A 25,864-nucleotide genomic window follows, 5' to 3' on the forward strand; every position below is an offset into this window, starting at 1 on the left:
CACCATGGCACTGCGCACCCTCGATTCGCTGGGGTCGCTCGCAGGCCGCCGCGTCGTCGTCCGTGCTGACCTCAACGTTCCTCTCAAGGACGGGGTCATCACGGACGACGGTCGCGTGCGGGCTACGCTGCCGACCCTCAACGCCCTGATCAACCAGGGCGCCCGCGTCGTCGTCTGCTCCCACCTCGGGCGTCCCGACGGCGAACCCAACCCGAAGTACAGCCTCGAGCCGGTCGCGCAGCGACTGTCCGAGCTGCTCGGCAAGCCCGTCGCCTTCGCACGCGACACCGTCGGCGTCTCGGCGCAAGAAGCGGTATCCTCGCTGGCCGACGGCGACGTCGCCATCATCGAGAACCTCCGCTTCAACCCCGGAGAGACCTCGAAGGATGCGGACGAGCGCCGCGCCTTCGCGCAGGAGCTCGCCGCGCTCGGCGACGCTCTCGTCTCCGACGGATTCGGTGTCGTGCACCGCAAGCAGGCCAGCGTCTACGAGCTGGCCGAGCTCCTCCCCTCGGCAAGCGGGTCTGCTCATCGAGAAGGAGGTCGACGTGCTCGACCGCCTGACCGAGAACCCCGAGCGTCCGTACGCGGTCGTGCTCGGCGGCTCGAAGGTGAGCGACAAGCTCGGCGTCATCGAGCACCTCCTGCCCCGCGTGGACACGTTGCTCGTCGGCGGCGGCATGATGTTCACCTTCCTCGCCGCTCTCGGTCACAAGGTGGGTGCGAGCCTGCTCGAGAAGGACCAGATCGAGACGGTCAAGGGCTACCTGTCCGCCGCCGAGGAGCGCGGCGTGAAGATCGTGCTTCCGGTGGACGCCGTCGTGGCCGCATCCTTCTCGGCGGATGCGGAGCACGTGGTCGCCGCGGTCGATGCCCTGGAGGACACTCCATTCGGTGCCTCGGGTCTGGGACTCGACATCGGTCCGGAGACCGCGAAGACGTTCGCGGCGGCGATCGCCGCGAGCAAGACCGTGTTCTGGAACGGCCCCATGGGCGTGTTCGAGATGGCGGCGTTCGCCGACGGCACACGCGCGGTCGCGAAGGCACTGACCGAGGTCGAAGGCCTGTCGGTCGTCGGTGGAGGGGACTCCGCCGCGGCTGTCCGTCAGCTCGGCTTCCGTGACGATCAGTTCGGCCACATCTCCACCGGCGGCGGCGCCAGCCTCGAGTTCCTCGAGGGCAAGAAGCTTCCCGGACTGGAGGTCCTCGGATGGCAGTGACACGCACCCCGCTCATCGCGGGCAACTGGAAGATGAACCTCGACCACCTGCAGGCGGTCGCGCTCGTTCAGAAGCTCTACTGGACGCTGAAGGACGCGAAGCACGAGCAGGACAGCGTCGAAGTCGCGGTCTTCCCGCCGTTCACGGACCTGCGGACGGTGCAGACGCTGATCGACGCCGACAAGATCCCGTTCGCCCTCGGCGCGCAGGATCTGTCGACACACGACTCGGGCGCCTACACGGGCGAGATCTCCGGTGCGTTCCTGGCGAAGCTCGATGCGAAGTACGTGATCATCGGTCACTCCGAGCGTCGTGAGTACCACAGCGAAACGGACGAGGTCGTCGCAGCGAAGGTCCAGGCGGCGCTCCGCCACGGGCTGAGCCCGGTCATCTGCGTCGGCGAGACGGCGGAGGACCTGGAGAAGTTCGGTGCGAGCGCCGTGCCGGTCGGTCAGTTGCGGGTCTCCCTTGAGGGCGTCTCGGCTGATGCGGACGTGGTCGTCGCGTACGAGCCCGTCTGGGCCATCGGGTCCGGCCAGGCGGCTACGCCCGAGCAGGCGCAGGATGTCTGCGCGACGCTTCGCGGCGTCGTGGCAGAGGTCCTGGGCGAGGAGGCCGCTCAGCGAACCCGCGTTCTGTACGGCGGGTCCGTGAAGTCTGGCAACATCGCCACGTTCATGCGCCAGCCCGACGTGGACGGCGCGCTCGTCGGCGGTGCCAGCCTGGTCGCCGAGGAGTTCGCGGCGATCATCCGCTACCAGAAGCACGTCGGCGTCTGATCTCGGCCGTGAGACGGGGCGCGGCCCCGTCTCACGGCTCTGGTCGGCCCGATGGCTATACTTGTACCTTGTGCGATCTCGAGATCGCCAAGAAGGGTGACGAACACAGTGCAGATTCTCGAGTTCGTGCTCCAGGTGCTCCTCGGCATCACGAGCCTGCTGCTGACGCTGCTGATCCTGCTCCACAAGGGGCGCGGCGGCGGTCTGTCCGACATGTTCGGAGGCGGTATGAGTTCGTCCCTGGGCTCCTCGGGCCTGGCAGAGCGCAACCTGAACCGCTTCACGATCGTTCTCGCGCTCGTCTGGTTCATCTCGATCGTGGCTCTCGGCCTGGTCACCAAGTTCACCGGACTGGTCTGATCATGGCCACCGGGGGAAACGCGATCCGGGGTACCCGCGTGGGAGCGGGGCCGATGGGCGAACAGGACCACGGCTACCATGCCGACCGCGTGGCGGTGTCGTACTGGGACGCTCTGGGCAATGAGACGGTGCGGTACTTCGCCGCGGGCATCGCCGAGGAGGAGATTCCGGAGACGATCGACTCGCCGCATTCGGGTCTTCCGGCGGGCCGCGACCAGGCCAATCCGCCCGCGCTGGCCAAGCCGGAGCCCTACAAGACGCACCTCGCCTACGTGAAGGAGCGTCGCACGGACGACGAGGCCGAACAGCTCCTCGATGAGGCGCTGCACAAGCTGCGTGAGCGCCGCGGTCAGGACTGATCCGCAACTCACACGAGAGGAGCCCCGGTCGATGACCGGGGCTCCTCTCGTGTTGTCAGTAGTCGCTGTCGATCAACTCGACGGGTACCTTCGCCGCGGCCGCCTCGTCGACGAAGAACACGGTGCGCTTGCGTCCCTTCGCACCGGCCGCAGGAACGCTCTGATAGCTGGCTCCTGCAAGAGCGAGCCCGAGGACGGACGCCTTGTCCGGACCGACGAGAACCAGCCACACGCGCTTGGCGGAGTTGATCACTGGCCGTGTGACCGTGATCCGCTCCGGAGGCGGCTTCGGCGCGTCGCGGACGGCCAATGCCGCGCGATCGGTCACCTGGATCTCGCCACGATCGGGGAACAGCGAGGCGATGTGCGCGTCCGGTCCCACCCCGAGGAAGCAGACGTCGAACGACGGCCACGCGCCGACGCTCGGATCCGCGAAGCGGGCGAGCTCGGCCTCGTATGCCGCGGCGGCATCTTCGATACTGAGCCCGTCGTCGCTGGCGGCCATGGTGTGCACGTTCTCCGCCGGCACCGGGATGCGATGGAGCAGAGCGGTGAAGGCCTCGGCGTCGTTGCGATCCTCGGATCCCCGCGGCACGAACCGTTCGTCGCTCCACCAGAAATGGACGAGCGACCAGTCGATCTCGTGGCACCGCGGATTCTCGGCGACGGCGGCGAGAACGCGCCCGCCCATCGACCCGCCGGTCAACGAGATGTGGGCCGGCTTCCCCTCCACGACGCGCTTCGCGATCCGGCTGAGGAGGCGACGGGCCACAGCGCGCGCGATCCGGTCGGGGTCCGAACGGACGACGACCTGCTTCTCGGTGGCCTCGGGCATCATGCTCCTCGTATCAGTGCTCGATGAGGGCGCTGCCCTCGGTCACGACGCGACCGTACAGCAGGTCGGCATCCAGTCGCCGCAGCTCTTCGGCCAGGCACTCGCGCAGCGACCGCCGCGGGAAAGCCAACTCATGGCTGGGCTGTCCCGGCTGCGTCAACACCGCCGTCAGCGCGTCGGGACGTTCGAGCACGATGTCGCCACTGGCACGCGTGAGCCGCACCGACTTGATCCCGCTCGCCCACTCGTCGCCGTCCAGATAGCGCCAGGTCACATCGACCTTCAGCTGGAGGCGGAGCCAGGCCGCCAGCAGGGGAGTCGAGGGGGAGTCGCCGCCGCCCAGGACCTCCACGGCCGTGATCGGCTCGTAGGGAGGCTGATCCAGCACCGCCGCGAGCTGCTCCCGCCAGCGTGTGAGACGCGTCCACGCGAGATCGGTGTCACCGGGCGCGTAGTGGCCGCCCAGGTTGAGCACCCACTCGTGTGGATCGCTCTGCATCGCGGCATCCGTGATCCGACGCTGGGCGATCTTGCCGATGTCGGAACGCGACGGAACCTCGGGAGTGTCCGCGGGCCACCAGGCGACGACGGGAGCGTCGGGCAGGAGGAGGCCCGTCACGAGGCTCTCGGCGTTCGAGCCCGCGGGCCCGTGGGCGTGCAGCAGGATGACCTCGCTCGCGCCGGCGTCGCCGCCGACGCGGATCTCCGCATCCAGACGCGGCTCTGCCTTCGGGTTGTCGAGCATGAGCACGATGACCCGCATCGGGTGTTCGCGGGACGCGTCGTTCGCCGCCTCGATCGCCTCTTCCTCGATGCCGCGACGTGTCGCGATGATGAGCGTCAGGACGCGGCCGAGAGCGACCGCTCCGCCCTCCTCCCGTACGTTGACGAGGGCGCGGGAGATCTTGCTGACAGTGGTGTCGGGCAGATCGATGATCACGGGCGCCTCCAGGTGCGACCATCGCGGGCGAGGAGCTCGTCCGCGGACTGCGGTCCCCACGAACCAGGGGAGTACTGTTCGAGCGGGCCGGACTGTTCCGACCAGAACTTCTCGATCGGGTCGAGGATCTTCCAGCTGAGTTCCACCTCTTCATGGCGAGGGAACAGCGGCGGGTCGCCCAGGAGCACGTCGAGGATCAGTCGCTCGTAGGCTTCGGGACTGGCCTCGGTGAATGCGTGTCCGTAGCCGAAGTCCATCGTCACGTCGCGCACCTGCATGTCGGCGCCCGGCACCTTGGATCCGAATCGGATCGTGACGCCCTCATCGGGTTGGACGCGGATCACGAGCGCGTTCTGGCCGAGGCCGTCGGTCTGACTGCGCCCGAACAGGTGCTCGGGCGCACGCTTGAAGACCACGGCGATCTCGGTCACCCGACGGCCGAGTCGCTTGCCGGCGCGCAGATAGAACGGGACACCCGCCCAGCGGCGCGTGTTGATGTCGAGCTTGATGGCGGCATAGGTCTCGGTCGTCGAGTCGGCGGCCATGCCGTCCTCCTCGAGGAAGCCGAGCACCTTCTCGCCGCCCTGCCACCCGCCGGCGTACTGTCCGCGAGCGGTGGCCGTGGAGAGGTCATCGGGCAGGGTCACCGCCGCGAGGACCTTCTCCTTCTCGGCGCGCAGCTGCGCAGCGTCGAAGGTGATGGGCTCCTCCATGGCCGTGAGAGCCAGGAGCTGGAGCAGGTGGTTCTGAATGACGTCGCGCGCTGCGCCGATCCCGTCGTAGTACCCCGCGCGCCCGCCCACGCCGATGTCTTCGGCCATGGTGATCTGAACGTGGTCGACGTAGTTGCGGTTCCAGATGGGCTCGTAGAGCTCGTTCGCGAACCGCAGCGCCAGGATGTTCTGGACCGTCTCCTTGCCCAGGTAGTGGTCGATGCGGAAGATGGAATCGGCTGGGAAGGCGGAGCGCACGACGTCGTTCAGCTCGCGCGCCGACTCGAGGTCGTGGCCGAAGGGCTTCTCGATCACCACGCGCCGCCACCGGTCCACGCCGTCTGCGGTGTCGTCCACGAGGCCGGAGGCCTTGAGCTGTTCGGCGACGATCGGGAAGTCCCGCGGCGGGATGGACAGATAGTACGCGTGGTTTCCCATCGTGCCCCGTTCGACGTCGAGCTTCTCGACGGTCTCGCGAAGGCGACGGAACGCGTCGAGATCGTCGAACTGCCCCTGAACGAAACGGATGCCCTGCAGCAGTTGCTCCCAGGTCTCGTCACGGAACTCGGTGCGCGCGTACTGCTTCACCGCGTCACGGACGACTTCGGCGAAGTCCTCGTCCTCCCAGTCCCGGCGGGCGAACCCGACCAGCCCGAACCCGGGCGGCAGAAGGCCGCGATTGGCGAGGTCGTACACGGCCGGCATGAGCTTCTTGCGCGACAGATCGCCTGTCACTCCGAAAATCACGAGGGCGCTGGGGCCAGCGATCCGACTGAGGCGTCGGTCATCCGGGTCGCGGAGGGGGTTGTGTCCCCGCGAGATCTCGGCAGTCATCGAGGGTGTTCTCCTACTGGGCGGCGTCGAACAGCGCGAGCACATCGGCTTGCGCGTCGACGAGGGTGAGCGTGACGACCGGGCGCGCGTGCTCGTCGGCCAGCACGGATGCGTCGCCGGCGGCCTGCGCGGCGATCAGTTCGCCGAAGGTGAAGGGGCGGCCGGGGATGGCCAGGTCGGTACGGGGCTGCTGCAGGATCTGCAGGAACACGCCGTCCGCGGGGCCGCCCTTGTGATACTGACCGGTGGAGTGCAAGAACCGTGGACCCCACCCGAACGTCGTGGGCCGTCCGGAGTCGGCCGCGACGAGCTCGCGGAGCCCCTCGAGCGGCGCGAGCTCTCGTCGGTCGACATATGCCTGCAGCGCCACATATCCGTTCTCGGGGACGCGGGCCCAGAGGGCGTCGAGGACACCGCTCAATGTGCCGCTCGCGGCAAGCGACGGATCGGACACACGGACCTCGATGCCGTCCTGCACGAAGACGGCGGGGGTGGGCTGGGGACGGTCGTCCAGGAGAGCTCGAGCAGCGACCTTCGCGGCCTCCACGTCGGGCTGATCGAAGGGGTTGATCTGCAGCATCCGCCCGGCGATGGCCGTCGCATACTCCCACACGACGAACTGCGCGCCGAGGGATCCGGCGACGAGGATCTCGCCGCGGTGGTGCTCGAACAGGTGATCGTGGCGCACGTCGTCGACGAGGCGCAGCAGCCGCAGGTCAGCGGGGGTCTCCTCGACCTCGGGGGAGACGGGCAGCAGGACGACGGGCAGGATGCCGGTGCCGTTCTTGCCGGTCGACTCCGCGACGAGCTGCTCGATCCAGCCGGGCAGTCCCACGATGTGCGTGCCATCGGTGATGAGACCGAGCTTGTCCTTGCGCGCAGCGCCGCCGCCGGCGATGGCCGCCGCGAGGACGAGCGCAGGGTTACGAGGATCGTCGATGGCCACCTCGAGAAGCGTCGCCTCGGCCTCGTTGAGAAGCTCGTCGATGTCCACGCCCGCCAGGCCTGCCGGCACGAGCCCGAACGCGGTCAGCGCGGAATAGCGCCCCCCGACGGTGGGGTCTGCGGTGAACAGGCGGTAGCCGTCGGCATCCGCAGACTGGGCGAGTGGAGAACCCGGATCGGTGACGACGACGATGCGGCCGGCCGGGTCGATTCCCGCTGCGCGGTAGGCGGCCTCGAACGCGCGCTTGGCGGAGTCCGTCTCGATCGTGGACCCCGACTTCGACGAGACGACGAGAGCCGTCTGTGCAAGACCGCCGGCCTCCGCGTCGCCGCCGATGGCGGCCGCGACCTCACCGGGGGCGGTGGAGTCCAGGACGACGAGAGGAACGCCCGCCGTGGCGGCGATCACCTCGGGAGCGAGGGACGAGCCGCCCATCCCGGCCAGCACGATGCGTGTGACACCGTCGGCGCGCAGGACGTCGCGCAGCGTCACGATCTCCTCGACCAGCGGTCGGGACACGGTCACGGCCTGCACCCAGCCGAGTCGCTCGGCGGCGTCCGCGGCGGCGCCCGGACCCCAGAGGTCCGGGTCGCCGGCGGTGATGCCGGAGGCGATCAGGGACTCGACGAGAGCGGGGAGCTCCGCCTCCACCACGTCGCGGACGTCGCCGCTGACGTGGATGTCGAAGCTCATCGCGCAGCCTTGAGCGCCGTCTCCACCGTCTCCTGCAGCTCGTGCCAGGACACGATGAACTTCTCGACGCCCTCGTCCTCGAGCGTCTGGGTGACGTCGGCGAAGTCGACGCCCACCGCGGCGAGCTGGTCGAAGAAGGCGTGGGCCGCCTCGATGTTGCCCGTGACGGTGTCGCCCTCGATGACGCCGTGGTCGAAAGTGGCCTCGAGCGTCTTCTCCGGCATGGTGTTCACCGTGCCCGCCGCGACCAGTTCGGTCACGTACAGCGTGTCGGGCAGCGCCGGGTCCTTGACTCCCGTGGAGGCCCAGAGAGGGCGCTGCAGATTCGCGCCGGCCTCGAGCAGGGCCTGTGCACGCGGAGAGCCGAACTCACGCTCGAACAGCTCGTAGGCGAGGCGCGCATTGGCCAGACCCGCCTGGGACAGCAGCGCGGTGGCCTCGTCCGTGCCGATGGCCTTCAGGCGCTTGTCCACCTCGGTGTCCACGCGCGAGACGAAGAATGATGCCACCGACTGCAGGCCGGAGATGTCGATGCCCGCGTCGCGCGCCTTCTCGAGGCCGGACAGGTACGCGTCGATGACGGCGGCGTAGCGCTCCAGGCTGAAGATGAGCGTGACGTTGACCGAGATGCCGGCTCCGATGACCTCCGTGATCGCGGGGAGCCCCGCCTTGGTCGCGGGGATCTTGATCAGCGCGTTGGGACGGTCGACCTTGGCCCACAGTTCCTTGGCCTGCGCCACGGTCGCTGCGGTGTCATGGGCGAGGTCGGGGGAGACCTCGATCGACACGCGCCCGTCGACACCGTTCGTGGCGTCGTACACAGGGCGGAAGATGTCCGACGCTGCCTGCACGTCGTCCGTCGTGATCTCGAAGATCGCCGTGTCGACGTCCGCACCGGCGGCGGCGAGGGTGGCGACCTGCTCGGCGTACGCCTCGCCCTTCGAGAGGGCGCCGGCGAAGATCGTCGGGTTGGTCGTCACACCGGAGACCGTGCGGTCCGAGATCAGCGCGCTGAGGTTGCCCGTGGTGATGCGCTCACGCGAGAGGTCGTCGAGCCAGATGCTGACGCCCGCCGCGGCGAGCTGTTCGGTAGGGGTGCTCATTTTCTTGCTTCTCCTCGTACTTACTCGGCTGCCGCGGCGATGGACTCGCGGGCGGCGGTGACGACGGCTTCGGTGGTGATCCCGAACTTCTGGAACAGCGTCTTGTAGTCGGCGGACGCGCCGAAGTGCTCGATGGCCACCGAGCGACCGGCGTCGCCCACGATTCCCTGCCAGGTGAGTGCCGAGCCGGCTTCGACCGACACACGCGCTTTCACCGACGACGGCAGGACGGATTCGCGGTACTCGGCGTCCTGCTCGGCGAACCACTCGAGCGAAGGAACCGACACGACGCGCGCCGAGACGCCCTCCTGGGCGAGGGTCGCGCGTGCCTCGACGGCCAACTGCACTTCCGAGCCGGTGGCGATCAGGAGCACGTCGGGGATGCCGCCGGGAGCCTCGGCCAGAACGTAGGCGCCCTTGACGGCGTTGTCCGCCGACGCGAAGACGTCACCGGATGCGGCGCCGTCGCCGCGCTCGAACACCGGGATGTTCTGGCGGGTGAGGGCGATGCCCGAGGGGCCTGCGGTGCGGCGCAGCATCTCGAGCCAGACCACGGCGGTCTCGTTGGCGTCGGCGGGGCGGACCATCGAGAAGTTCGGGATGGCGCGCAGGGTCGCCAGCTGCTCGATCGGCTGGTGGGTGGGGCCGTCCTCGCCGAGAGCGACCGAGTCGTGCGTCCAGACGAAGACCGTGGGGATGTTCATCAGCGCCGCCAGCCGGACCGGCGGGCGCATGTAGTCGCTGAAGATCAAGAACGTGCCGCCGAACGGACGCGTCGGTCCGTGCAGCACGATGCCGTTCAGGATCGCGCCCATGGCGTGCTCACGGATTCCGAAGTGCAGGACGCGGCCGTAGGGCGAGCCGGTCCACTCGTGCGTCGACCACTCCTGCGGGATGAAGGAGCGCGCATCCTTGATGGTGGTCAGGTTCGACTCGGCCAGGTCGGCCGAGCCGCCCCAGAGCTCGGGCAGCTGCGCGGCGAGGGCGTTGATGACCTGGCCGCTGGCGGCGCGGGTGGAGACGTCCTTGCCCGCTTCGAAGACCGGGAGGGCGTCGGCGATGTCGGCGGGGAGCTCCCGGGCCTCGAGGCGGTCGAGAAGCGCCTTGCGCTCCGGGTTGGCCGCGGCCCACGCATCGAACGACTGCTGCCACTCGGCCTTCGCCTGTTCGCCGCGCTTCACGAGCTCGCGAGTGTGCGCGATGACGTCTTCGGCCACGGCGAAGTTCTTCTCGGGGTCGAACCCGAGCACCTTCTTCGTGGCGGCCAGCTCGTCGGCGCCGAGTGCCGCGCCGTGGATCTTGCCGCTGTTCTGCTTGCCGGGGGAGGGCCAGCCGATGATCGTCTTGAGGATGATGAGCGACGGCTTGTCGGTTTCGCCCTTCGCGCGCTCGATGGCCGCGTAGAGCTCTGCGACGTCCTCGACGTACTGGCCCGTCTTCTTCCAGTCCACGGTCTGGACCTGCCAGCCGTAGGCCTCGTAGCGTGCGGCGACGTCCTCGGTGAAGGCGACGTTGGTGTCGTCCTCGATGGAGATCTGGTTGGAGTCGTAGATCACGACGAGGTTGCCGAGCTGCTGGTGGCCGGCGAGTGAGGACGCCTCGCTCGTCACACCTTCCTGCAGGTCTCCGTCTCCGGCGATGACGTAGACGAAGTGGTCGAAGGGCGAGGTGCCGGCCGGTGCCTCGGGGTCGAACAGGCCGCGCTCGTACCGGGCGGCGTATGCGAAGCCGACGGAGGACGCGAGCCCCTGACCCAGGGGGCCGGTGGTGATCTCGACGCCCTTGGTGTGGCCGTACTCCGGGTGCCCCGGAGTCAGCGAGCCCCACGTGCGCAGCGACTCGAGGTCGTTCAGCTCGAGGCCGAATCCACCCAGGTACAGCTGGACGTACTGCGTGAGGGAGGAGTGCCCCACGGAGAGGATGAAGCGGTCGCGGCCGATCCAGTGGGGGTCGGCGGGGTCGTGGCGAAGCACCCGCTGGTAGAGCAGGTAGGCAGCGGGGGCGAGGCTCATGGCCGTGCCGGGATGACCGTTGCCCACCTTCTCCACTGCATCCGCCGCGAGGATGCGGGCCGTGTCCACGGCGCGTGCATCAATCTCATCCCAACGCAAATCGGCCACGGGACCGCCTTTCACAAAGAGGAGTGCGCCACAGAGGTCCGATGAGTCCGGCCCGGGAGGGCCACGACCACGGCAGGCGCGCGTGTGGTTTCAGCATAGACTGGTCTGGAGCTTGACGAGGGGCGACAACGCAGCAGATGGACATCATGACGACGAGCCAGGGCGAGCCCGCATCCGCCGTCCGTCCCTCGATGGGTCGGACGGTGCGTGCCTACATCACCCTGACCAAGCCGCGCGTGCTCGAGCTGCTGCTCGTCACGACCGTGCCGGTGATGATCCTGGCGCAGAACGGGTTGCCGAATCTCTGGCTGGTGCTGGCGACGGTCATCGGTGGATCGCTGAGCGCGGGTTCCGCCGCAGCGTTCAACATGTACCTCGATCGGGACATCGATGCGCATATGCAGCGCACGGTCAACCGGCCCCTCGTGACCGGTGAGGTCTCGCCGCGCGGAGCGCTCATCTTCGCGTGGACCCTGGCGGTCGTGTCGACGGTCTGGCTGCTTCTGACCACTAACTGGCTGGCAGCCGCGTTGTCGGCGGGCGCCATCTTCTTCTACGTGGTCGTCTACACGATCCTGCTCAAGCGTCGCACCGAGCAGAACATCGTGTGGGGAGGCATCGCGGGCTGCTTCCCGGTCGTCATCGGCTGGTCTGCTGTGACGGGCTCTCTGTCGTGGGCGCCGCTGATCCTCTTCGTCCTGATCTTCCTGTGGACCCCGCCGCACTACTGGCCGCTGTCGATGAAGTACAAGGACCAGTACGAGAACGTCGACGTGCCGATGCTCGGCGCCACCCGATCGGGCTCCCAGGTCGGACTGCAGGTGATCCTGTACGCCTGGGCCACCGTGGCCTGTTCGCTGCTGCTGATCCCGGTCGCGTCCATGGGCATGGTCTACTCGGTGTCGGCGCTCGTCTTCGGCGGCTGGTTCCTCTACGAATCGCACCGCCTCTACGCACGCGCGGTGCGCGGCACCGAACCGCGCCCGATGAGGGTCTTCCACGCGTCGATCACCTATCTGACCCTCCTCTTCGTCGCCATCGCGATCGATCCGCTGCTGCCGTTCTGATCGCTTCGCGACACGCGAAGACCCCTCGGCCCGCAAGACGGGGCCGAGGGGTCTTCGCTTCGCGTGAGCGTCGCCGGATCAGCGGGTGATGGGCTGCTCCGCGGATGCCTCCAGGCCGTTCTCCGGCGCCGACGCCGTGTCGGCGGGCGCCGCGGGCTCGTCGGACGCGGTGTCGGCCGCCACGGGCTCTGCCTCGTCCTGCCACGTGATGGTCTCCACGACGTCGACCTTCGGGGTGACGAGACTGCGTGCCGCACCGAGCGCGAGTGACGCGACGAGGCCGACGAGGCCCGCGCCGGCGATGACGGCGCCGAACAGGGCCCACGCCTGGCCGGCGTACACCTCGACGCCGGTCGCACTGCCGTCGGTGAGGGTGGAGGTCATGACCGAGATCTTGTCGATCGTGAGCCAGGCACCGAAGCCGACGGCGGCGGCGGAGCCTGCGATGAGCCCCCAGAACGGGATGCTGCGGGACAGGCGGGGACGGGTCGTCATGTGGATCACTCCTCGAACGCGCGGCAACGGTTGCCGCGACCTGGCCACCCTCTCGGGTGAATCCAGGTGTGCCCGATGATGCGTCTATGCGTCTGCTGAGGAGTCGTCGTACCCGACCGCTCTCTTCAGGTGGAGGACGACGACGGTGTAGACGGCCGCGGAGAGCGAGGCGAGCACCATATGGATCCCCACGAGAAGCTCGGGCAGGCCCTCTCGCGCCTGCCACACCCCGACGGTCACCTGCACGGCGATGGCGACGACGAGCACGAGCAGCCAGCGCCGCGGATCCAGGCGCAGGACCCACGCGCTGATCGTGAGCGCGAGCACGAGGGCGGCGAGCACATAGCCCGGCCAGGCGTGGACGTGCGCGAGGATCGTCGCGTCGAACCCGTCGCGGATCACGTTCGCGTCACCCGAGTGCGGTCCGGAGCCCGTGGTGAGCACGCCGAAGACGATCGTCACGGCCAGAACGAGTCCGGTCACGTGCGCCCCGATCTGGAACCACAGCGGAACGACGCGCTCCCGCGGGCCCTCGCTCGCATCGAGTCGCACCAGATACGCCGCAGCGACGCACACCAGCAGCAGCGAGCAGGTGTAGTGGAACCCCACGAGGAAGGGGTTCAGGTCCGTGAGCACTGCGAATCCGCCGACCACGGCCTGGGCCATGACGCCGGCCAGCACGATCCACGCGAGCGCCGACAGGTCGCGACGTCGAGGAAGTCGCCGCCCGGAATCGATCGCCGCGGCGATGACCGCCGCGAGGAGGGCGCCGGAGGCGAAACCGAAAGCCGGCAGGTTGAGGGCGGCCGCCAGCGCGTAGACCGGGATGGCGAGGAGGATGCCGCCGCCCGCGAACACGAGCGCGCGCATCACAGCGGGGCGGCCCGCGATGGCGTGCAGCGTCAGCAGGACGACGGCCACCGCGACGATCCCCACGACACCGGTCATCGTGCGGTTGCCGAACTCGATGACGCCATGGATGCCCTGCTCGGGCAGCGGGACGAGGGACTCCGGCGTGCACAGCGGCCACTCCGAGCATCCCAGGCCCGACCCGGTCAGCCGTACTGCGCCGCCGGTCCCGATGATGATGACCTCGGTCAGGAACGAGAGCCACGCGAGGACGCGCAGCGGTCGTCGCACCACGAGCCCGGAACCTCCCCGGACGCGATCGGATGCGGGCAGAGCAGTGCGAGCGGGCATGTGTCCTCCGGCCCGTTCCGGACCCCGGACGCGGCCCGGAAGTCAGGGGGAACCTGTAGAATCTTGGTTGTTGCGATGCCGCGCTTCGCGCAGGGTGCATCGACAACAGTTTAGGCGCCACGTGAGCGCCCATGATGAGGGCCCGAGAGCGGCGTTCGTCCCCGCAGACTCGACGGGGCGGCGGATGCCGGGGCGGATGACACCGTTGCGGTCCAATAAGGAGAGTGTGATGTCGGATGTGCTGATCGACCGCCCGGAACTCGAAGGTCTGGGGGTGTACGAGTTCGGATGGCACGACCCCGACGCAGCGGGTGCGAGCGCCAAGCGCGGCCTCACCGAAGCCGTCGTTCGTGATATCTCCGCGTTGAAGGCCGAGCCCGAATGGATGCTGAAGACCCGTCTGAAAGGGTTCCAGCTCTTCGGCCGCAAGCCGATGCCGACCTGGGGCGCGGACCTCAGCGACATCGACTTCGAGAACATCAAGTACTTCGTGCGGTCCACGGAGAAGCAGGCGCAGTCCTGGGAGGATCTCCCTGAGGACATCCGCAACACCTACGAGAAGCTTGGGATCCCCGAGGCGGAGCGCTCCCGGTTGGTGGCGGGCGTCGCGGCGCAGTACGAGTCCGAGGTCGTCTACCACCAGATCCAGGAGGATCTGGAGGCCCAGGGCGTCATCTTCATGGACACCGACACGGCGTTGAAGGAGCACCCGGAGTTCTTCGAGGAGTACTTCGGCACCGTCATCCCCGCGGGTGACAACAAGTTCGCCGCCCTCAACACGGCCGTGTGGTCGGGCGGATCGTTCGTCTACGTTCCCAAGGGCGTGCACGTGGAGATCCCGCTGCAGGCCTACTTCCGCATCAACACGGAGAACATGGGGCAGTTCGAGCGGACGCTGATCATCGCCGATGAGGGCTCGTACGTGCACTACATCGAGGGCTGCACGGCTCCCATCTACAAGAGCGACTCGCTGCATTCGGCCGTCGTCGAGATCATCGTGAAGAAGAACGCCCGTGTGCGCTACACGACGATCCAGAACTGGTCGAACAACGTCTACAACCTCGTGACCAAGCGTGCTGTCGCACACGAGGGCGCCACCATGGAATGGGTCGACGGCAACATCGGCTCGAAGGTCACGATGAAGTATCCCTCGATCTACCTCATGGGGGAGCACGCGAAGGGCGAGACCCTGTCGGTCGCCTTCGCCGGGCCCGGTCAGCACCAGGACGCCGGCGCCAAGATGATCCACATGGCGCCTTACACGCAGTCCTCGATCGTCTCGAAGTCGATCGCGCGCGGCGGCGGGCGGGCCGGATACCGGGGCGAGGTCCGAGTGGACGCGAACGCCCACCACTCCGCCAACACGGTGCGATGCGACGCGCTGCTGGTCGACACGATCTCGCGCTCGGACACGTACCCGGCCATCGACATCCGCGTCGACGACGTCCAGCTGGGGCACGAGGCGACGGTCTCGAAGGTCAGCGAGGAGCAGCTCTTCTATCTGATGAGCCGCGGGCTCGCGGAAGACGAGGCGATGGCCATGATCGTGCGCGGGTTCATCGAGCCCATCGCGCGCGAGCTGCCGATGGAGTACGCACTGGAGTTGAACAAGCTCATCGAGATGGGCATGGAAGGCAGCGTCGGATGAGCCCCCAGGCCGAAGCCCCCGTGGTCGAGACCGCGAAGGGGCACATCGACCCTGCCGCCGCGTTCGTGCCGGTGCAGACCCGCTCGGAGCGCCCGCGCGCGAACGAGGTGTCGTTCTTCGAGGCTCCGACCGGCCGTGAGGTGAACTGGAAGCACACGCCGATCGACCGCATCCGGAGTCTGCTCGAGGATGTCGCGGGTGACGCCGGTGCGGTGGCGGTCTCCGTGACCGGGCCGCTCGCTGCGGCTGGTCTGTCCGCCGACCAGGCGCCGCGCGGCGAGGTCTTCACGGCGGAGGACCTCAGCGCGGCGATCGCCTGGGAGCGTTCCGCAGAGGCGCTGTATCTCAGCATCCCCGCGGGCACGGAGCTGAGTGAGCCCGTCGTCGTGGACCTTCGCGGTGCCGGCGGCCGCGCACACGTGCATCTCGTCATCGAGGCACAGCCGAACGCGCGTGCGACGGTGCTGCTGCGCCATGCGGGTGTCGCCCAACTGGCCGAGAACGTCGAGATCGTCGTCCGTGACGGCGCCGCCCTCACCCTCGTGACGCTTCAGGAGTGGGACGACGAGGCGGTGCACGTCGCCGCGCATCAGGCGCGTGTCGATCGTGACGCGAGCCTGCGCCATGTCGTGGTCTCGTTCGGCGGCGGCGTCGTGCGCGTGAACCCGAACGTCGAGCTCGCCGGCACCGGTGCGCGCGGCGAACTGTACGGTCTCTCGTTCGCGGATGCCGGTCAGCACCTCGAGAGCCAGGTGTATCTGCACCACAAGGGTGCGCAGACCGTCGGCGATGTGCTCTACAAGGGCGCGCTGCAGGGCGATACCGCGCATTCCGTCTGGATCGGCGATGTGCTGATCGGACCGGATGCCGTCGGCACCGACTCCTACGAGGCCAATCGCAACCTGGTGCTCACCGATGGCGCCAGGGCCGATTCCATCCCGAACCTCGAGATCGAGACGGGCGACATCCGCGGAGCGGGGCACGCGAGCGCGACCGGTCGTTTCGACGACGAGCAGCTGTTCTACCTGCAGGCCCGCGGCATCGACGCGGAGCAGGCGCGGCGGCTGGTCGTGCTCGGCTTCCTCATGGAGATCGTGCAGAAGATCGGCATCGCGGAGCTCGAGGAACGCCTCGTCGGCTCGATCGAGGCCGAGCTCGCGGGGGAGCAGCGGTGAGCGCGACGCGCGTGTGCGCTCTGAGCGAGCTGCAGCAGGACGAAGCCCGTCGCGTCGAGATCGACGGCGTGCCGATGGCGGTCGTGCTGGACGGCAACGGCGAGGTGCACGCGATCGGCGACACCTGCACCCACGGCGACATCTCGCTCTCGGACGGATTCGTCGAGGGGGACACGCTGGAGTGCTGGGCGCACGGATCCGCGTTCTCGCTGCGCACCGGAAAGCCCCTGAACCTGCCGGCGTACGAGCCGGTGCCCGTATACGAAGTCACGATCGACGGAGACGATGTTCTGATCGATCCCGCCGTGACCAAGAACGTCGACTGACGAAGGAACTGACATGTCTGTGCTCGAGATCCGCGACCTCCACGTGACGGTCGAGACCGATGAGGGGACCACCCCCATCCTGAACGGCGTCACGCTGACGATCCGCACCGGTGAGACCCACGCCATCATGGGCCCGAACGGGTCGGGCAAGTCGACGCTCGCCTACACGATCGCCGGACACCCGAAGTACACCGTGACCGGCGGCTCGATCACCCTCGACGGCGAAGACGTCCTCGAGATGACCGTCGACGAGCGTGCACGCGCGGGTCTGTTCCTCGCGATGCAGTATCCCGTCGAGGTCCCGGGGATCACCGTGACCAACTTCCTGCGCACGGCCAAGACCGCGATCGACGGCGAGGCTCCGGCCATCCGCACGTGGACCAAGGACGTCAAGGCGGCCATGAGCAATCTGCGCATGGATGCGAAGTTCGCCCAGCGCAACGTCAACGAGGGCTTCTCGGGCGGAGAGAAGAAGCGCCACGAGATCCTCCAGCTCGAGCTGCTCAAGCCGAAGGTCGCGATTCTGGACGAGACCGACTCCGGCCTCGATGTCGACGCGCTGAAGATCGTCTCCGAGGGTGTGAACCGCGCCAAGGCCGAGACCGACCTCGGTGTACTCCTCATCACGCACTACACCCGCATCCTCAACTACATCCGCCCCGACTTCGTGCACGTGCTCGTCAACGGTCGCGTCGCCGAAGAGGGCGGCCCCGAGCTCGCCGAGCGCCTCGAGAACGAGGGATACGACCGGTTCCTCGAGCCGGGTGTGCAGACCGGCGCGTAGGATTCGACTATGACCGCGACGATCACCCCGGAGAAGTACGACGAGGTCACCGAGGCTCTCAAGGACGTCATGGACCCCGAACTGGGTGTCAACGTCGTCGACCTGGGTCTCATCTACGACCTCGCCTGGGATGACGAGAATGACGCTCTCGTCATCCACATGACGCTGACCTCTGCGGGGTGCCCGCTGACGGATGTGCTCGAGGAACAGACGGCGCAAGCATTGGATTCGGTCGTCGAGCGGTTCCGGATCAACTGGGTCTGGATGCCGCCGTGGGGGCCGGAGCGCATCACCGACGACGGCCGCGACATGATGCGGGCCCTCGGCTTCGCCATCTGACGGCCGTCGATAGGCTCCTCAGGTGACGATCGAGCCGCTTCGCGCGCTGCCCCTCGATGAGCTGCGTCATCGCCGGAGCGCGAAGTGGCGGTCGTACCCCGACGACGTGATCCCGTTGTTCGTCGCTGAGACGGATTACCCGTTGGCGCCCGCGATCAGCACGGCGCTGCACGAGGCAGTCTCGCGCGGAGACACCGGCTACACACCCGCTGATCCGGGGGTCACTGCGGCGTACACCGCCTTCGCCGCGCGGCGTCTCGGATGGGATCCGGATCCCTGGCGGATGCGGATCACGGGCGACGTCATCATGGGCGTCGTCGAGATCCTGCGCCGGGTCATCGGGCCCGGGGATCGGGTCGTGATCACCCCGCCCGTGTACCCGCCGTTCTTCGAGGCCGTGCCCGAAGCCGGCGGGGTCGTCCATTCCGTACCGCTACGAGACACGGGAGTGGGCTGGGAGCTCGACCTCGAGGGGATCGAGGCCGCTTTCCGCGAGGGCGCGCGCGCCATCCTCCTGTGCAACCCGCACAACCCCACCGGGACGATCCACGCGGCGGGCGTGCTGGCCTCGCTGGCCGCGCTCGCGGTGCGCTACGGAGCCGTTGTCGTCAGCGACGAGATCCATGCGCCCCTGCCGCGCGTCGGGAACGTCGTCACGCCATTCCTCTCCGTCTCGGATGCGGCCGCGCGATGCGGGTACGCCGTCGTCTCCGCGAGCAAGGCGTTCAATCTGGCGGGTCTGAAGTGCGCGATCATGGTGGCCGCGGACGACGGGACCCACGCCGTCCTCCGCTCCCTTCCGGACGAGGTCTCGTGGCGCACCGGACTCTTCGGCGCCGTCGCCACGGTGGCCGCCCTGTCGGTCGAGTCCGACGCCTGGTTGGATGCGCAGGCGCTCGCTATCGATGCGAACATCGACCTCCTGCGCGCCTTGCTCGAGACACACCTTCCGGATGCGGGCTTCCGTCCGCCCGCGGCCGGATACCTCGGGTGGGTGGATCTCTCTCGATACGGCTGGGGGGACGCGCCGGCGCGGCGGATCCTCCGCGAGGCACGCGTCGCGGTGCACTCCGGTCCTGCCTTCGGCGCGGGTGGAGCGGGGCACATCCGTCTGACTCTCGGCTGCGCACCGGAGTTGCTCATCTCGGCGATCGAGCGGATCGCTGCTCTTCGCTGATCCCGCTTGGGCTTCAGCGCAGGTAAGGATAGCCTTATCGGGTGACAGCCCTCGCGACTCGACCGTCCTATCGTCCGTACATCGCGCACGTCTCTCGTGTGCTTCGGCTGTCACCGCACTTCGTCCGTCTCACCTTCTCCTGCCCGGACTTCGAGCATTTCGGCACCGCTGGCCGGGATCAGCGGCTGAAGGTCCTGTTCCCGGGCACGGACGGCCGCATATGCGACGTCGGTCAGCGCGACGAGGAAGCGATCGCCAGGGGCGATTGGTACACGCGCTGGCGCGGATTGCCGCAGGCGGAGCGCACCCCCTTCCGCACGTACACCGTGCGACGCGTCGACCCCGAGAGCTGCGAGGTCGACATCGACTTCGTGCTCCACCATGACCCGGGTCCCGCGGGTGCGTGGGCGGAAGCTGCCGTCGCCGGCGACGAACTGGTGATCGTCGGTCCGGACCAGCGCAGTCCGGACTCTCATCTGGGCATCGACTGGCATCCGGGCAGTGCGAGAAGGCTCTTGCTCGCCGGTGACGAGACCGCCGCGCCGGCCATTGCCGGCATCCTCGAATCGCTGCCGGACGACACGGACGTCGACGCATTCATCGAGGTGCCGTCGCGACAGGACGACCTCCCGATCGCGACGCACGCGCGTGTGACGTGGCTCGCCCGCGAAGAACGGGGCCATGGTGAGGCGCTCATCGCGGCCGTCGCCTCCTGGACCCAGACCGCCGGCGACGTGCTCGCGCGTGCCGCGGCGCCCCGTCCGCAGGAACTTGAGGACGTGGATGTCGACCGTGAGCTCCTGTGGGACAGCCCGGGAGACTCGGAGGGCGAGTTCTACGCCTGGATCGCCGGTGAGTCGCAGACGGTGAAGACACTGCGACGGCTGCTCGTCCAGGGCAACGGCGTCGACCGCAAGCGCGTGGCCTTCATGGGCTACTGGCGCCGCGGCGTCTCGGAACGCACCGAGTAGACGGCGGGGGCTCAGGCAGGTGCGTCCGCGTCCGTGATCGTGTGATGACGACCGAGCGGGATGACCATGGGTCTGCCCGTCAGAGGGTCCGGCATGATCCTGCTCTCCAGGCCGAAGACCGTGCGCACCACATCCGCCGTCAGGACGTTCGCGGGCTCTCCCGCGGCGAGGATGCGGCCGTCGACCATCGCGACGAGATGATCGGCGTAGCGGGCCGCCAGGTTCAGGTCGTGCAGCACCATGACGATGGTCGTGCCACGGTCGCGGTTCAGATCGGTCAGTAGATCCAGGACGTCGATCTGATGGCTGATGTCGAGGAACGTCGTCGGCTCGTCGAGTAGGAGCAGGTCCGTCTGCTGCGCCAGTGCCATTGCGATCCAGACGCGCTGGCGCTGACCACCGCTGAGTTCGTCCACCGACCGGTCGGCGAGATGAGCGGTCCCGGTCGCCTCGAGCGCCCCCGCGATCGCAGCGTCGTCGGCGGCGCTCCACCGTGCCAGTGGGCCCTGGTGCGGATGCCGCCCCCGGCTGACGAGGTCGGCCACCGCGATGCCGTCTGGAGCGATGGGGGACTGCGGGAGCAGGCCCAGCACGCGCGCGACCTGGCGGGTGGGCAGTCGATGGATACTCTTCCCGTCGAGCAGCACGCTCCCCGCCTCGGGCGTCAACAGGCGTGCCATCGACTTCAGCAGCGTGGACTTGCCGCACGCGTTGGCCCCCACGATCGTCGTGATCCTGCCCGCGGGGACGGAGAGATCGAGCGCGTCGACGATCACTCTCTCTCCGTAGGCGAGCGTGAGCGTGTCGGCGACGAGGGTGTGTTCGGCGGTCATATCGAGGTTCCTCCTGCCCGACTGCTGCGGATGAGCAGGTAGACGAGATACGGCGCGCCCAGCACACCGGTCACGACGCCCACGGGCAGGCGTGTGCCGAGCGCGTACTGCGCGATGAAGTCGGACACCAGCACGAGGACGGCGCCCACGAGCCCCGCCGGCACGACGGGGGAGCCGACCGGCCCGAGGATCCTCACGGCGATGGGGCCGGCGAGGAAGGCCACGAACGAGATCGGACCGGCGGCCGCAGTCGCGAATGCCAGCAGGCAGACGGCGGCCACGATGAGCAGGAGGCGGCTGCGTTCGACACGTACCCCGAGAGCGGATGCGGCCTCGTCGCCGACCCGCAGCAGCTCGAGATCGCGCGACAGGAACAGCAGCGCGGGCACGACCAGGACCATGACCGCGGCGAGGGGGAGGACCTTCGCCCAGCTCGCGTCGTTGAGGTTTCCGGTGATCCAGCGCATGGCTGTCTGAAGGTCCCATTCAGCGGCGCGGGAGATGACGTAGGAGATCACGCTGTTGCAGATGGCCGCCACGCCGATGCCGATCAGGATCAGACGGGCTCCCGAGCCGCCGCGCTTGTACGCGAGCAGATAGATGAGCAGAGCTGCGGCCAGTGCGGCACCGGTCGCCAGGAACGAGACGGATGTCTCGCCGAGGCCCAGGACCACGATCCCCGTGACGGCGGCGGCACTCGCGCCCGAACTGATGCCGATGACGTCCGGACTTGCGAGCGGGTTGCGCAGCATCGTCTGGAAGACGACGCCGCCCATGCCGAAGCAGAGACCTGTCAGCAGCGCCGTCGTGGCGCGCGGCAGCCGCAGTTCGCCCACGGTGAAGGACGCGCCCGGCACGCGTTGCCCGGTCACCACGGCCCAGACCTCTGCGGGGGAGTAGAACGTCTGCCCCAGCATGAGGGAGAGGGCGTAGACGATGATCGCGATTGCGGCGAGGACGGACGTGACGACGATCCACCGTCGGCGCCGTCGTCGGCGCCCGGTGCGTACCAGAGAGAGTGTCTCGACGGCTCCGGCGGTGACGGTCACAGCGTCTTCACCTTCTGCCGCCGAACGATGGCGATGAAGAACGGCGCGCCGACGAGGGCGGTGATGATGCCGACCTCGATCTCCTCGGGGCGGGCGATGACGCGACCGATGACATCCGCGCCCGTGAGGAGCACTGCTCCTGCGACGGCGCTGAAGGGGAGGAGCCAGCGGTGGTCGACGCCGATGAGCAACCGGCAGATGTGCGGGACGACCAATCCGACGAAGCCGATGGGTCCGGCGACTGCCGTGGCGGCGCCGCAGAGCAGGACCGCGCCGAGCGTGGATGCCAGACGTGCCGTGCGCACGCGCTCACCGAGCCCCGCGGCGAGCTCGTCGCCCAGTGCCAGAGTGTTCAGTGCGGGGCTGCACGCCAGGCACACGACGAGACCGACGATCAGGAACGGTGCGACCTGGAGGATGGTCGTGATCGTCGCGCCTCCGACGCCGCCCACCTGCCAGAACCGGAACTGGCTCATCACGTCGACGCGAGGCAGGAGGATCGCACTCGTCAAGGATGAGAAGGCGACGGCCGTCACCGCGCCCGCGAGAGCGAGCTTGAGCGGCGTCGCGCCGCCCCGACCCAGTGCGCCGATCGCGTAGACGAACACGGCGGCGACGGCCGCTCCCACCAGTGCGGTCCAGATGTACGCGGTCGGCGTCGCGAGACCCAGGAATGCGATGCCGCAGACGACGGCGAGGGCGGCTCCGCCGTTGATCCCCAGGATCTGCGGGTCGGCGAGAGGATTGCGGGTCGCGCCCTGGAGGACCGCGCCCGCGACACCGAGCGCCGCGCCGACCATGACCGCGAGGACGGTGCGAGGAATGCGCTTGTTCACGGCGGCTGCCCCCGCCGTGTCGACCGCCCCGCCGAGCCCCGCCCAGATGTCATGCCATCCGACCGCGCGTGCGCCGAAGGTCACCGACAGGAAGGAGATCGCCAGCAACGCTGCGAGCAGAATCAGGATCCACAACGCCCGCCGCCGCCCCCAGCGTCGTCGCGACGACGACGTGGGGGCGGCAGCGGTGGAAGGGACGGCGGCACTCATCGCCGCCCGCGCCCGCGGACCATCGGCCGGATCATGATGCCTTGGCGGCGGCCTCTCCGACGAGCTTGATGTAGTCGTCGCCGTAGCTGGTGCCGATCGACAAAGGCGATGGCGTGATGGCGGAAGAGAGCGTCGAGTCGGAGGTGATCACCGCGACGGCGCCCTTGGCGACGGCGGGGATGCGAGACATGAGCGGGTCGGCCTGCCACTGGGCGAGCGTCTCGTCCGTGCCGTAGGTCACGATCACCTGGACGTCCTCGAAGCTCTCGATCTGTTCGGTGCTGGTGACGATCCAGAACTGGTCGGATGCGGCCGACTGCTCCTTGACGTAGGCGGAGGGAGCGAATCCGATCTCCTCGAGGTAGCCCACACGCGGGTCCGACCGGCTGTAGAAGCCGAGGTTGCTCAGGTCGGTGGGGTCGAAGTACGACAGAAGCGTGGTCTTCCCAGCGATCGCGGGGTACTCGGCGGCCGTGTCGGCGACGTGCTTCTCGAGCGACGAGACGAGCTCCTGCGCCTCATCCGCCAGGCCCAGCGCCGTCCCGTCGAGGATGGTCATGTCCTGCCACGAGGTTCCCCAGGCCATGTCCTGGTAGGTGACGACCGGCGCGATCTTGCTCAGGGTGTCGTACTGCTCCTGGGTCATCCCGGAGTACGCGGCGAGAATGACGTCGGGCGCGGCATCGGCGATGGCCTCGTAGTCGTACCCGTCCGTCTCGTCCATGAGCACGGGGGTCTCCGCGCCCAGCTCGTCGAGCTTGTCCTTCACCCAGGGCAGAAGCCCGTCGCCGTCCTCGTCGCCGTACGTCACCTTCGGCATCGCGACGGGAACGATCCCCAATGCCAGCGCGACATCCTGATTGCCCCAGTCGACCGTGACGACGCGCTGCGGCTTGGCATCGATGGTGGTGGTGCCGAAAGCGTTCTCGATCGAGAGTGGGAACGCGCCGCTCTGATCCGCGCCGTCATCGGTGGCAGCGGGGGCCGCTGCTCCCGAGCTGCAGGCAGTGAGGGCGGCGAGAGAGACGGCGGCGACCGCGACAGCGGTCCAGCGCTTGAGCTGCATGACGAAGGAGGCCTTTCTGGAGAGTGCTAGGCGAGGCTACCCTAACTCGACTCTCGTTCTCGACCCGAATCCATCCGCCCGTCCGCCCATCCGGTCGGAACCACCGTCGCGGTGCGCGCCGGTAGACTGAACGATGGCCTTCTGCGGCCTCCCTGCTTCCCTCCCGACAGAACGGACGTACGCCGTGCTCGCCGTGCATGACCTCGAGATCCGCGTCGGCGCGCGCGTTCTCATGTCCGAGGTCGCCTTCCGCGTCTCCCGAGGCGACAAGATCGGCCTGGTCGGACGCAACGGTGCGGGCAAGACGACGCTCACGAAGGTCCTCGCCGGCGACCTGCTGCCTTCGGCAGGCGAGGTGCAGCGCGGGGGAGAGCTCGGTTACCTGCCCCAGGACCCCCGTTCCGGCGACCCGGAGATGCTGGCACGTACGCGCATCCTGGACGCGCGCGGGCTGGGAACGCTCGCGCTCGGCATGCAGGAGGCATCGCTCGCGATGGCGGACGACGATCCCGATGTCGCTGCGAAGGCCATGCGTCGCTATGGCACCCTCACGGAGCGCTTCGAATCGCTCGGCGGCTACGCGGCAGAGGCGGAGGCGGCCTCGATCGCTCACAACCTGTCCCTGCCCGATCGCATCCTCGATCAGCCGTTGAAGACGCTCTCCGGCGGCCAACGCCGGCGCATCGAGCTGGCCCGCATCCTGTTCTCGGACGCGGACACGATGATCCTCGACGAGCCGACCAACCACCTCGACGCCGACAGCGTCGTCTGGCTCCGCGAGTTCCTGAAGAACTACAAGGGCGGGCTCATCGTCATCAGTCACGATGTCGAGCTGGTGGGCGAAACAGTCAACCGCGTGTTCTACCTCGACGCCAACCGCCAGGTCATCGACATCTACAACATGAACTGGAAGAACTACCAGCGTCAGCGGGTGGCCGACGAGGAACGCCGCAAGAAGGAGCGCGTCAACGTCGAGAAGAAGGCGACCGCCCTGCAACTGCAGGCGGCGCGATTCGGTGCCAAGGCGTCGAAGGCCGCGGCCGCGCACCAGATGGTCGCGCGCGCGGAGAAGATGCTCTCCGGTCTCGACGAGGTGCGTCAGGAGGATCGCGTCGCGAAGCTCCGCTTCCCGAAGCCCGCCCCTTGCGGAAAGACGCCGCTGATGGCGCGTGGTCTGTCGAAGTCGTACGGCTCGCTGGAGATCTTCGCCGATGTGGACCTGGCGATCGATCGCGGCTCGAAGGTCGTCGTGCTGGGCCTCAACGGCGCCGGGAAGACGACACTGCTCCGGATGCTCGCGGGAGTCGACGCTCCCGACACCGGAACCATCGAGCCCGGGCACGGCCTGAAGATCGGCTACTACGCCCAGGAGCACGAGAACCTCGACGTGTCGCGGTCGGTCCTGGAGAACATGATGTCGGCGGCGCCGGACATCACGGCGACGGAGGCCCGCAAGGTGCTGGGTTCGTTCCTGTTCACCGGTGACGACGTCCTCAAGCCTGCCGGGGTGCTCTCGGGCGGTGAGAAGACGCGACTGTCGCTGGCGACCCTGGTCGTCTCCAGCGCGAACATGCTGCTCCTCGACGAGCCGACGAACAACCTCGATCCGGCCTCGCGCGAGGAGATCCTCGGTGCGCTCGCGCACTACGAGGGCGCTGTGGTGCTCGTCTCGCATGACGCGGGAGCCGTGGAGGCGCTCAACCCGGAGCGCGTCCTCATCCTGCCCGACGGGGTCGAGGACATCTGGGGTCGCGACTACGTCGACCTGATCACGCTCGCCTGATCG

Annotated in this window: 24 protein-coding genes and 1 pseudogene; 13 read left to right on the forward strand and 12 right to left on the reverse strand. The window is 68.3% G+C overall.

Going from position 1 to position 25,864, the window contains the following annotated elements; translation table 11 throughout:
- Window positions 1-4: 4 nt before the first annotated feature.
- The 4 genes and pseudogenes from pgk (at window position 5) to QE377_RS16220 (ending at window position 2,718) form a co-directional block, all read left to right on the forward strand.
- Window positions 5-1,220: pseudogene (gene pgk, locus QE377_RS16205) on the forward strand (phosphoglycerate kinase).
- On the forward strand, window positions 1,211-1,999 hold the full coding sequence (gene tpiA, locus QE377_RS16210; RefSeq protein WP_307325338.1) for a triose-phosphate isomerase: 789 nt from the start codon (window positions 1,211-1,213) through the stop codon (window positions 1,997-1,999). Before pgk ends, tpiA begins: the two are co-directional and overlap by 10 nt.
- A 108-nt stretch (window positions 2,000-2,107) precedes the next feature.
- Entirely contained in the window at window positions 2,108-2,359 is a 252-nt protein-coding gene (secG, locus tag QE377_RS16215) for a preprotein translocase subunit SecG (protein WP_137419120.1), read from the forward strand.
- 2 nt (window positions 2,360-2,361) lie between these two features.
- Complete coding sequence (locus QE377_RS16220; RefSeq protein ID WP_243227789.1) at window positions 2,362-2,718, forward strand: RNA polymerase-binding protein RbpA; 357 nt, start codon at window positions 2,362-2,364, stop codon at window positions 2,716-2,718.
- 55 nt (window positions 2,719-2,773) lie between these two features.
- On the opposite strand, the gene pgl is transcribed toward QE377_RS16220, so the two are convergent.
- The 6 genes from pgl to tkt are packed head-to-tail and all read right to left on the reverse strand — an operon-like array spanning window position 2,774 to window position 10,902.
- The gene (pgl, locus tag QE377_RS16225; protein WP_373459543.1) at window positions 2,774-3,556 is read right to left on the reverse strand and encodes a 6-phosphogluconolactonase; all 783 of its coding nucleotides are present in this window, start codon (window positions 3,554-3,556) and stop codon (window positions 2,774-2,776) included.
- 10 nt (window positions 3,557-3,566) lie between these two features.
- Complete coding sequence (locus tag QE377_RS16230) at window positions 3,567-4,493, reverse strand: glucose-6-phosphate dehydrogenase assembly protein OpcA (protein ID WP_307325345.1); 927 nt, start codon at window positions 4,491-4,493, stop codon at window positions 3,567-3,569.
- A complete protein-coding gene (gene zwf, locus QE377_RS16235; protein WP_307325347.1) occupies window positions 4,490-6,040 on the reverse strand; it encodes a glucose-6-phosphate dehydrogenase in 1,551 nt (516 codons plus the stop codon). Before zwf ends, QE377_RS16230 begins: the two co-directional genes overlap by 4 nt.
- Before the next feature lie 13 nt (window positions 6,041-6,053).
- A complete protein-coding gene (locus QE377_RS16240; protein ID WP_307325349.1) occupies window positions 6,054-7,679 on the reverse strand; it encodes a glucose-6-phosphate isomerase in 1,626 nt (541 codons plus the stop codon).
- A complete protein-coding gene (gene tal / locus QE377_RS16245; protein ID WP_307325352.1) occupies window positions 7,676-8,782 on the reverse strand; it encodes a transaldolase in 1,107 nt (368 codons plus the stop codon). The genes QE377_RS16240 and tal overlap by 4 nt, the downstream gene beginning before the upstream one ends.
- Window positions 8,783-8,802: 20 nt before the next feature.
- Window positions 8,803-10,902 carry a transketolase gene (tkt, locus tag QE377_RS16250; RefSeq protein ID WP_307325354.1) on the reverse strand — a complete coding sequence of 700 codons (2,100 nt, stop codon included), beginning with the start codon at window positions 10,900-10,902 and terminating at the stop codon, window positions 8,803-8,805.
- A 146-nt stretch (window positions 10,903-11,048) separates the two neighbouring features.
- On the opposite strand from tkt, the gene QE377_RS16255 reads away from it, so the two are divergent.
- Window positions 11,049-11,969: a heme o synthase gene (locus QE377_RS16255; protein ID WP_307325356.1), complete on the forward strand. Its 921-nt coding sequence runs from the start codon at window positions 11,049-11,051 to the stop codon at window positions 11,967-11,969.
- A 78-nt stretch (window positions 11,970-12,047) separates the two neighbouring features.
- On the opposite strand, the gene QE377_RS16260 is transcribed toward QE377_RS16255, so the two are convergent.
- Window positions 12,048-12,464, reverse strand: a complete 417-nt coding sequence (locus tag QE377_RS16260) for a dinucleotide-utilizing enzyme (RefSeq protein WP_307325357.1) — start codon at window positions 12,462-12,464, stop codon at window positions 12,048-12,050.
- Between the two features lie 84 nt (window positions 12,465-12,548).
- Window positions 12,549-13,664, reverse strand: coding sequence for a heme A synthase (locus QE377_RS16265; RefSeq protein ID WP_307325358.1), 1,116 nt, complete (start codon window positions 13,662-13,664; stop codon window positions 12,549-12,551).
- Window positions 13,665-13,893: 229 nt separating this feature from the next.
- On the opposite strand from QE377_RS16265, the gene sufB reads away from it, so the two are divergent.
- From sufB to QE377_RS16300, 7 genes are read left to right on the forward strand one after another with little or no spacing between them, the layout of a single operon-like run.
- Window positions 13,894-15,312 (forward strand): Fe-S cluster assembly protein SufB, encoded by a 1,419-nt coding sequence (sufB, locus tag QE377_RS16270; protein WP_137417048.1) that lies wholly within the window; start codon window positions 13,894-13,896, stop codon window positions 15,310-15,312.
- Window positions 15,309-16,487: a Fe-S cluster assembly protein SufD gene (gene sufD / locus QE377_RS16275; RefSeq protein ID WP_307325361.1), complete on the forward strand. Its 1,179-nt coding sequence runs from the start codon at window positions 15,309-15,311 to the stop codon at window positions 16,485-16,487. Before sufB ends, sufD begins: the two co-directional genes overlap by 4 nt.
- On the forward strand, window positions 16,484-16,813 hold the full coding sequence (locus QE377_RS16280) for a non-heme iron oxygenase ferredoxin subunit (protein ID WP_307325363.1): 330 nt from the start codon (window positions 16,484-16,486) through the stop codon (window positions 16,811-16,813). The genes sufD and QE377_RS16280 overlap by 4 nt, the downstream gene beginning before the upstream one ends.
- Window positions 16,814-16,826: 13 nt before the next feature.
- A complete protein-coding gene (sufC, locus tag QE377_RS16285; protein WP_307325365.1) occupies window positions 16,827-17,597 on the forward strand; it encodes a Fe-S cluster assembly ATPase SufC in 771 nt (256 codons plus the stop codon).
- 9 nt (window positions 17,598-17,606) lie between these two features.
- The gene (locus QE377_RS16290; RefSeq protein ID WP_137417044.1) at window positions 17,607-17,936 is read left to right on the forward strand and encodes a metal-sulfur cluster assembly factor; all 330 of its coding nucleotides are present in this window, start codon (window positions 17,607-17,609) and stop codon (window positions 17,934-17,936) included.
- Between the two features lie 22 nt (window positions 17,937-17,958).
- A complete protein-coding gene (locus QE377_RS16295; protein ID WP_307325368.1) occupies window positions 17,959-19,113 on the forward strand; it encodes a MalY/PatB family protein in 1,155 nt (384 codons plus the stop codon).
- Between the two features lie 41 nt (window positions 19,114-19,154).
- Window positions 19,155-20,084: a siderophore-interacting protein gene (locus QE377_RS16300; protein ID WP_307325371.1), complete on the forward strand. Its 930-nt coding sequence runs from the start codon at window positions 19,155-19,157 to the stop codon at window positions 20,082-20,084.
- A gap of 11 nt (window positions 20,085-20,095) precedes the next feature.
- Here the strand turns inward: QE377_RS16300 and QE377_RS16305 are convergent, their stop codons facing one another.
- From QE377_RS16305 to QE377_RS16320, 4 genes are read right to left on the reverse strand one after another with little or no spacing between them, the layout of a single operon-like run.
- A complete protein-coding gene (locus QE377_RS16305) occupies window positions 20,096-20,917 on the reverse strand; it encodes an ABC transporter ATP-binding protein (RefSeq protein WP_307325373.1) in 822 nt (273 codons plus the stop codon).
- Complete coding sequence (locus QE377_RS16310; protein ID WP_307325376.1) at window positions 20,914-21,966, reverse strand: iron chelate uptake ABC transporter family permease subunit; 1,053 nt, start codon at window positions 21,964-21,966, stop codon at window positions 20,914-20,916. Before QE377_RS16310 ends, QE377_RS16305 begins: the two co-directional genes overlap by 4 nt.
- Entirely contained in the window at window positions 21,963-23,012 is a 1,050-nt protein-coding gene (locus tag QE377_RS16315; RefSeq protein ID WP_307325378.1) for an iron ABC transporter permease, read from the reverse strand. The genes QE377_RS16310 and QE377_RS16315 overlap by 4 nt, the downstream gene beginning before the upstream one ends.
- Window positions 23,013-23,043: 31 nt before the next feature.
- Complete coding sequence (locus QE377_RS16320; RefSeq protein WP_307325381.1) at window positions 23,044-24,078, reverse strand: iron-siderophore ABC transporter substrate-binding protein; 1,035 nt, start codon at window positions 24,076-24,078, stop codon at window positions 23,044-23,046.
- Window positions 24,079-24,262: 184 nt separating this feature from the next.
- Between QE377_RS16320 and abc-f the strand changes: the two genes are divergently transcribed.
- Window positions 24,263-25,861 carry a ribosomal protection-like ABC-F family protein gene (gene abc-f, locus QE377_RS16325; protein WP_307325389.1) on the forward strand — a complete coding sequence of 533 codons (1,599 nt, stop codon included), beginning with the start codon at window positions 24,263-24,265 and terminating at the stop codon, window positions 25,859-25,861.
- The last annotated feature ends 3 nt before the right edge of the window (window positions 25,862-25,864 follow it).

Source organism: Microbacterium sp. SORGH_AS_0862, from assembly GCF_030818795.1.
Taxonomy (GTDB): domain Bacteria; phylum Actinomycetota; class Actinomycetes; order Actinomycetales; family Microbacteriaceae; genus Microbacterium.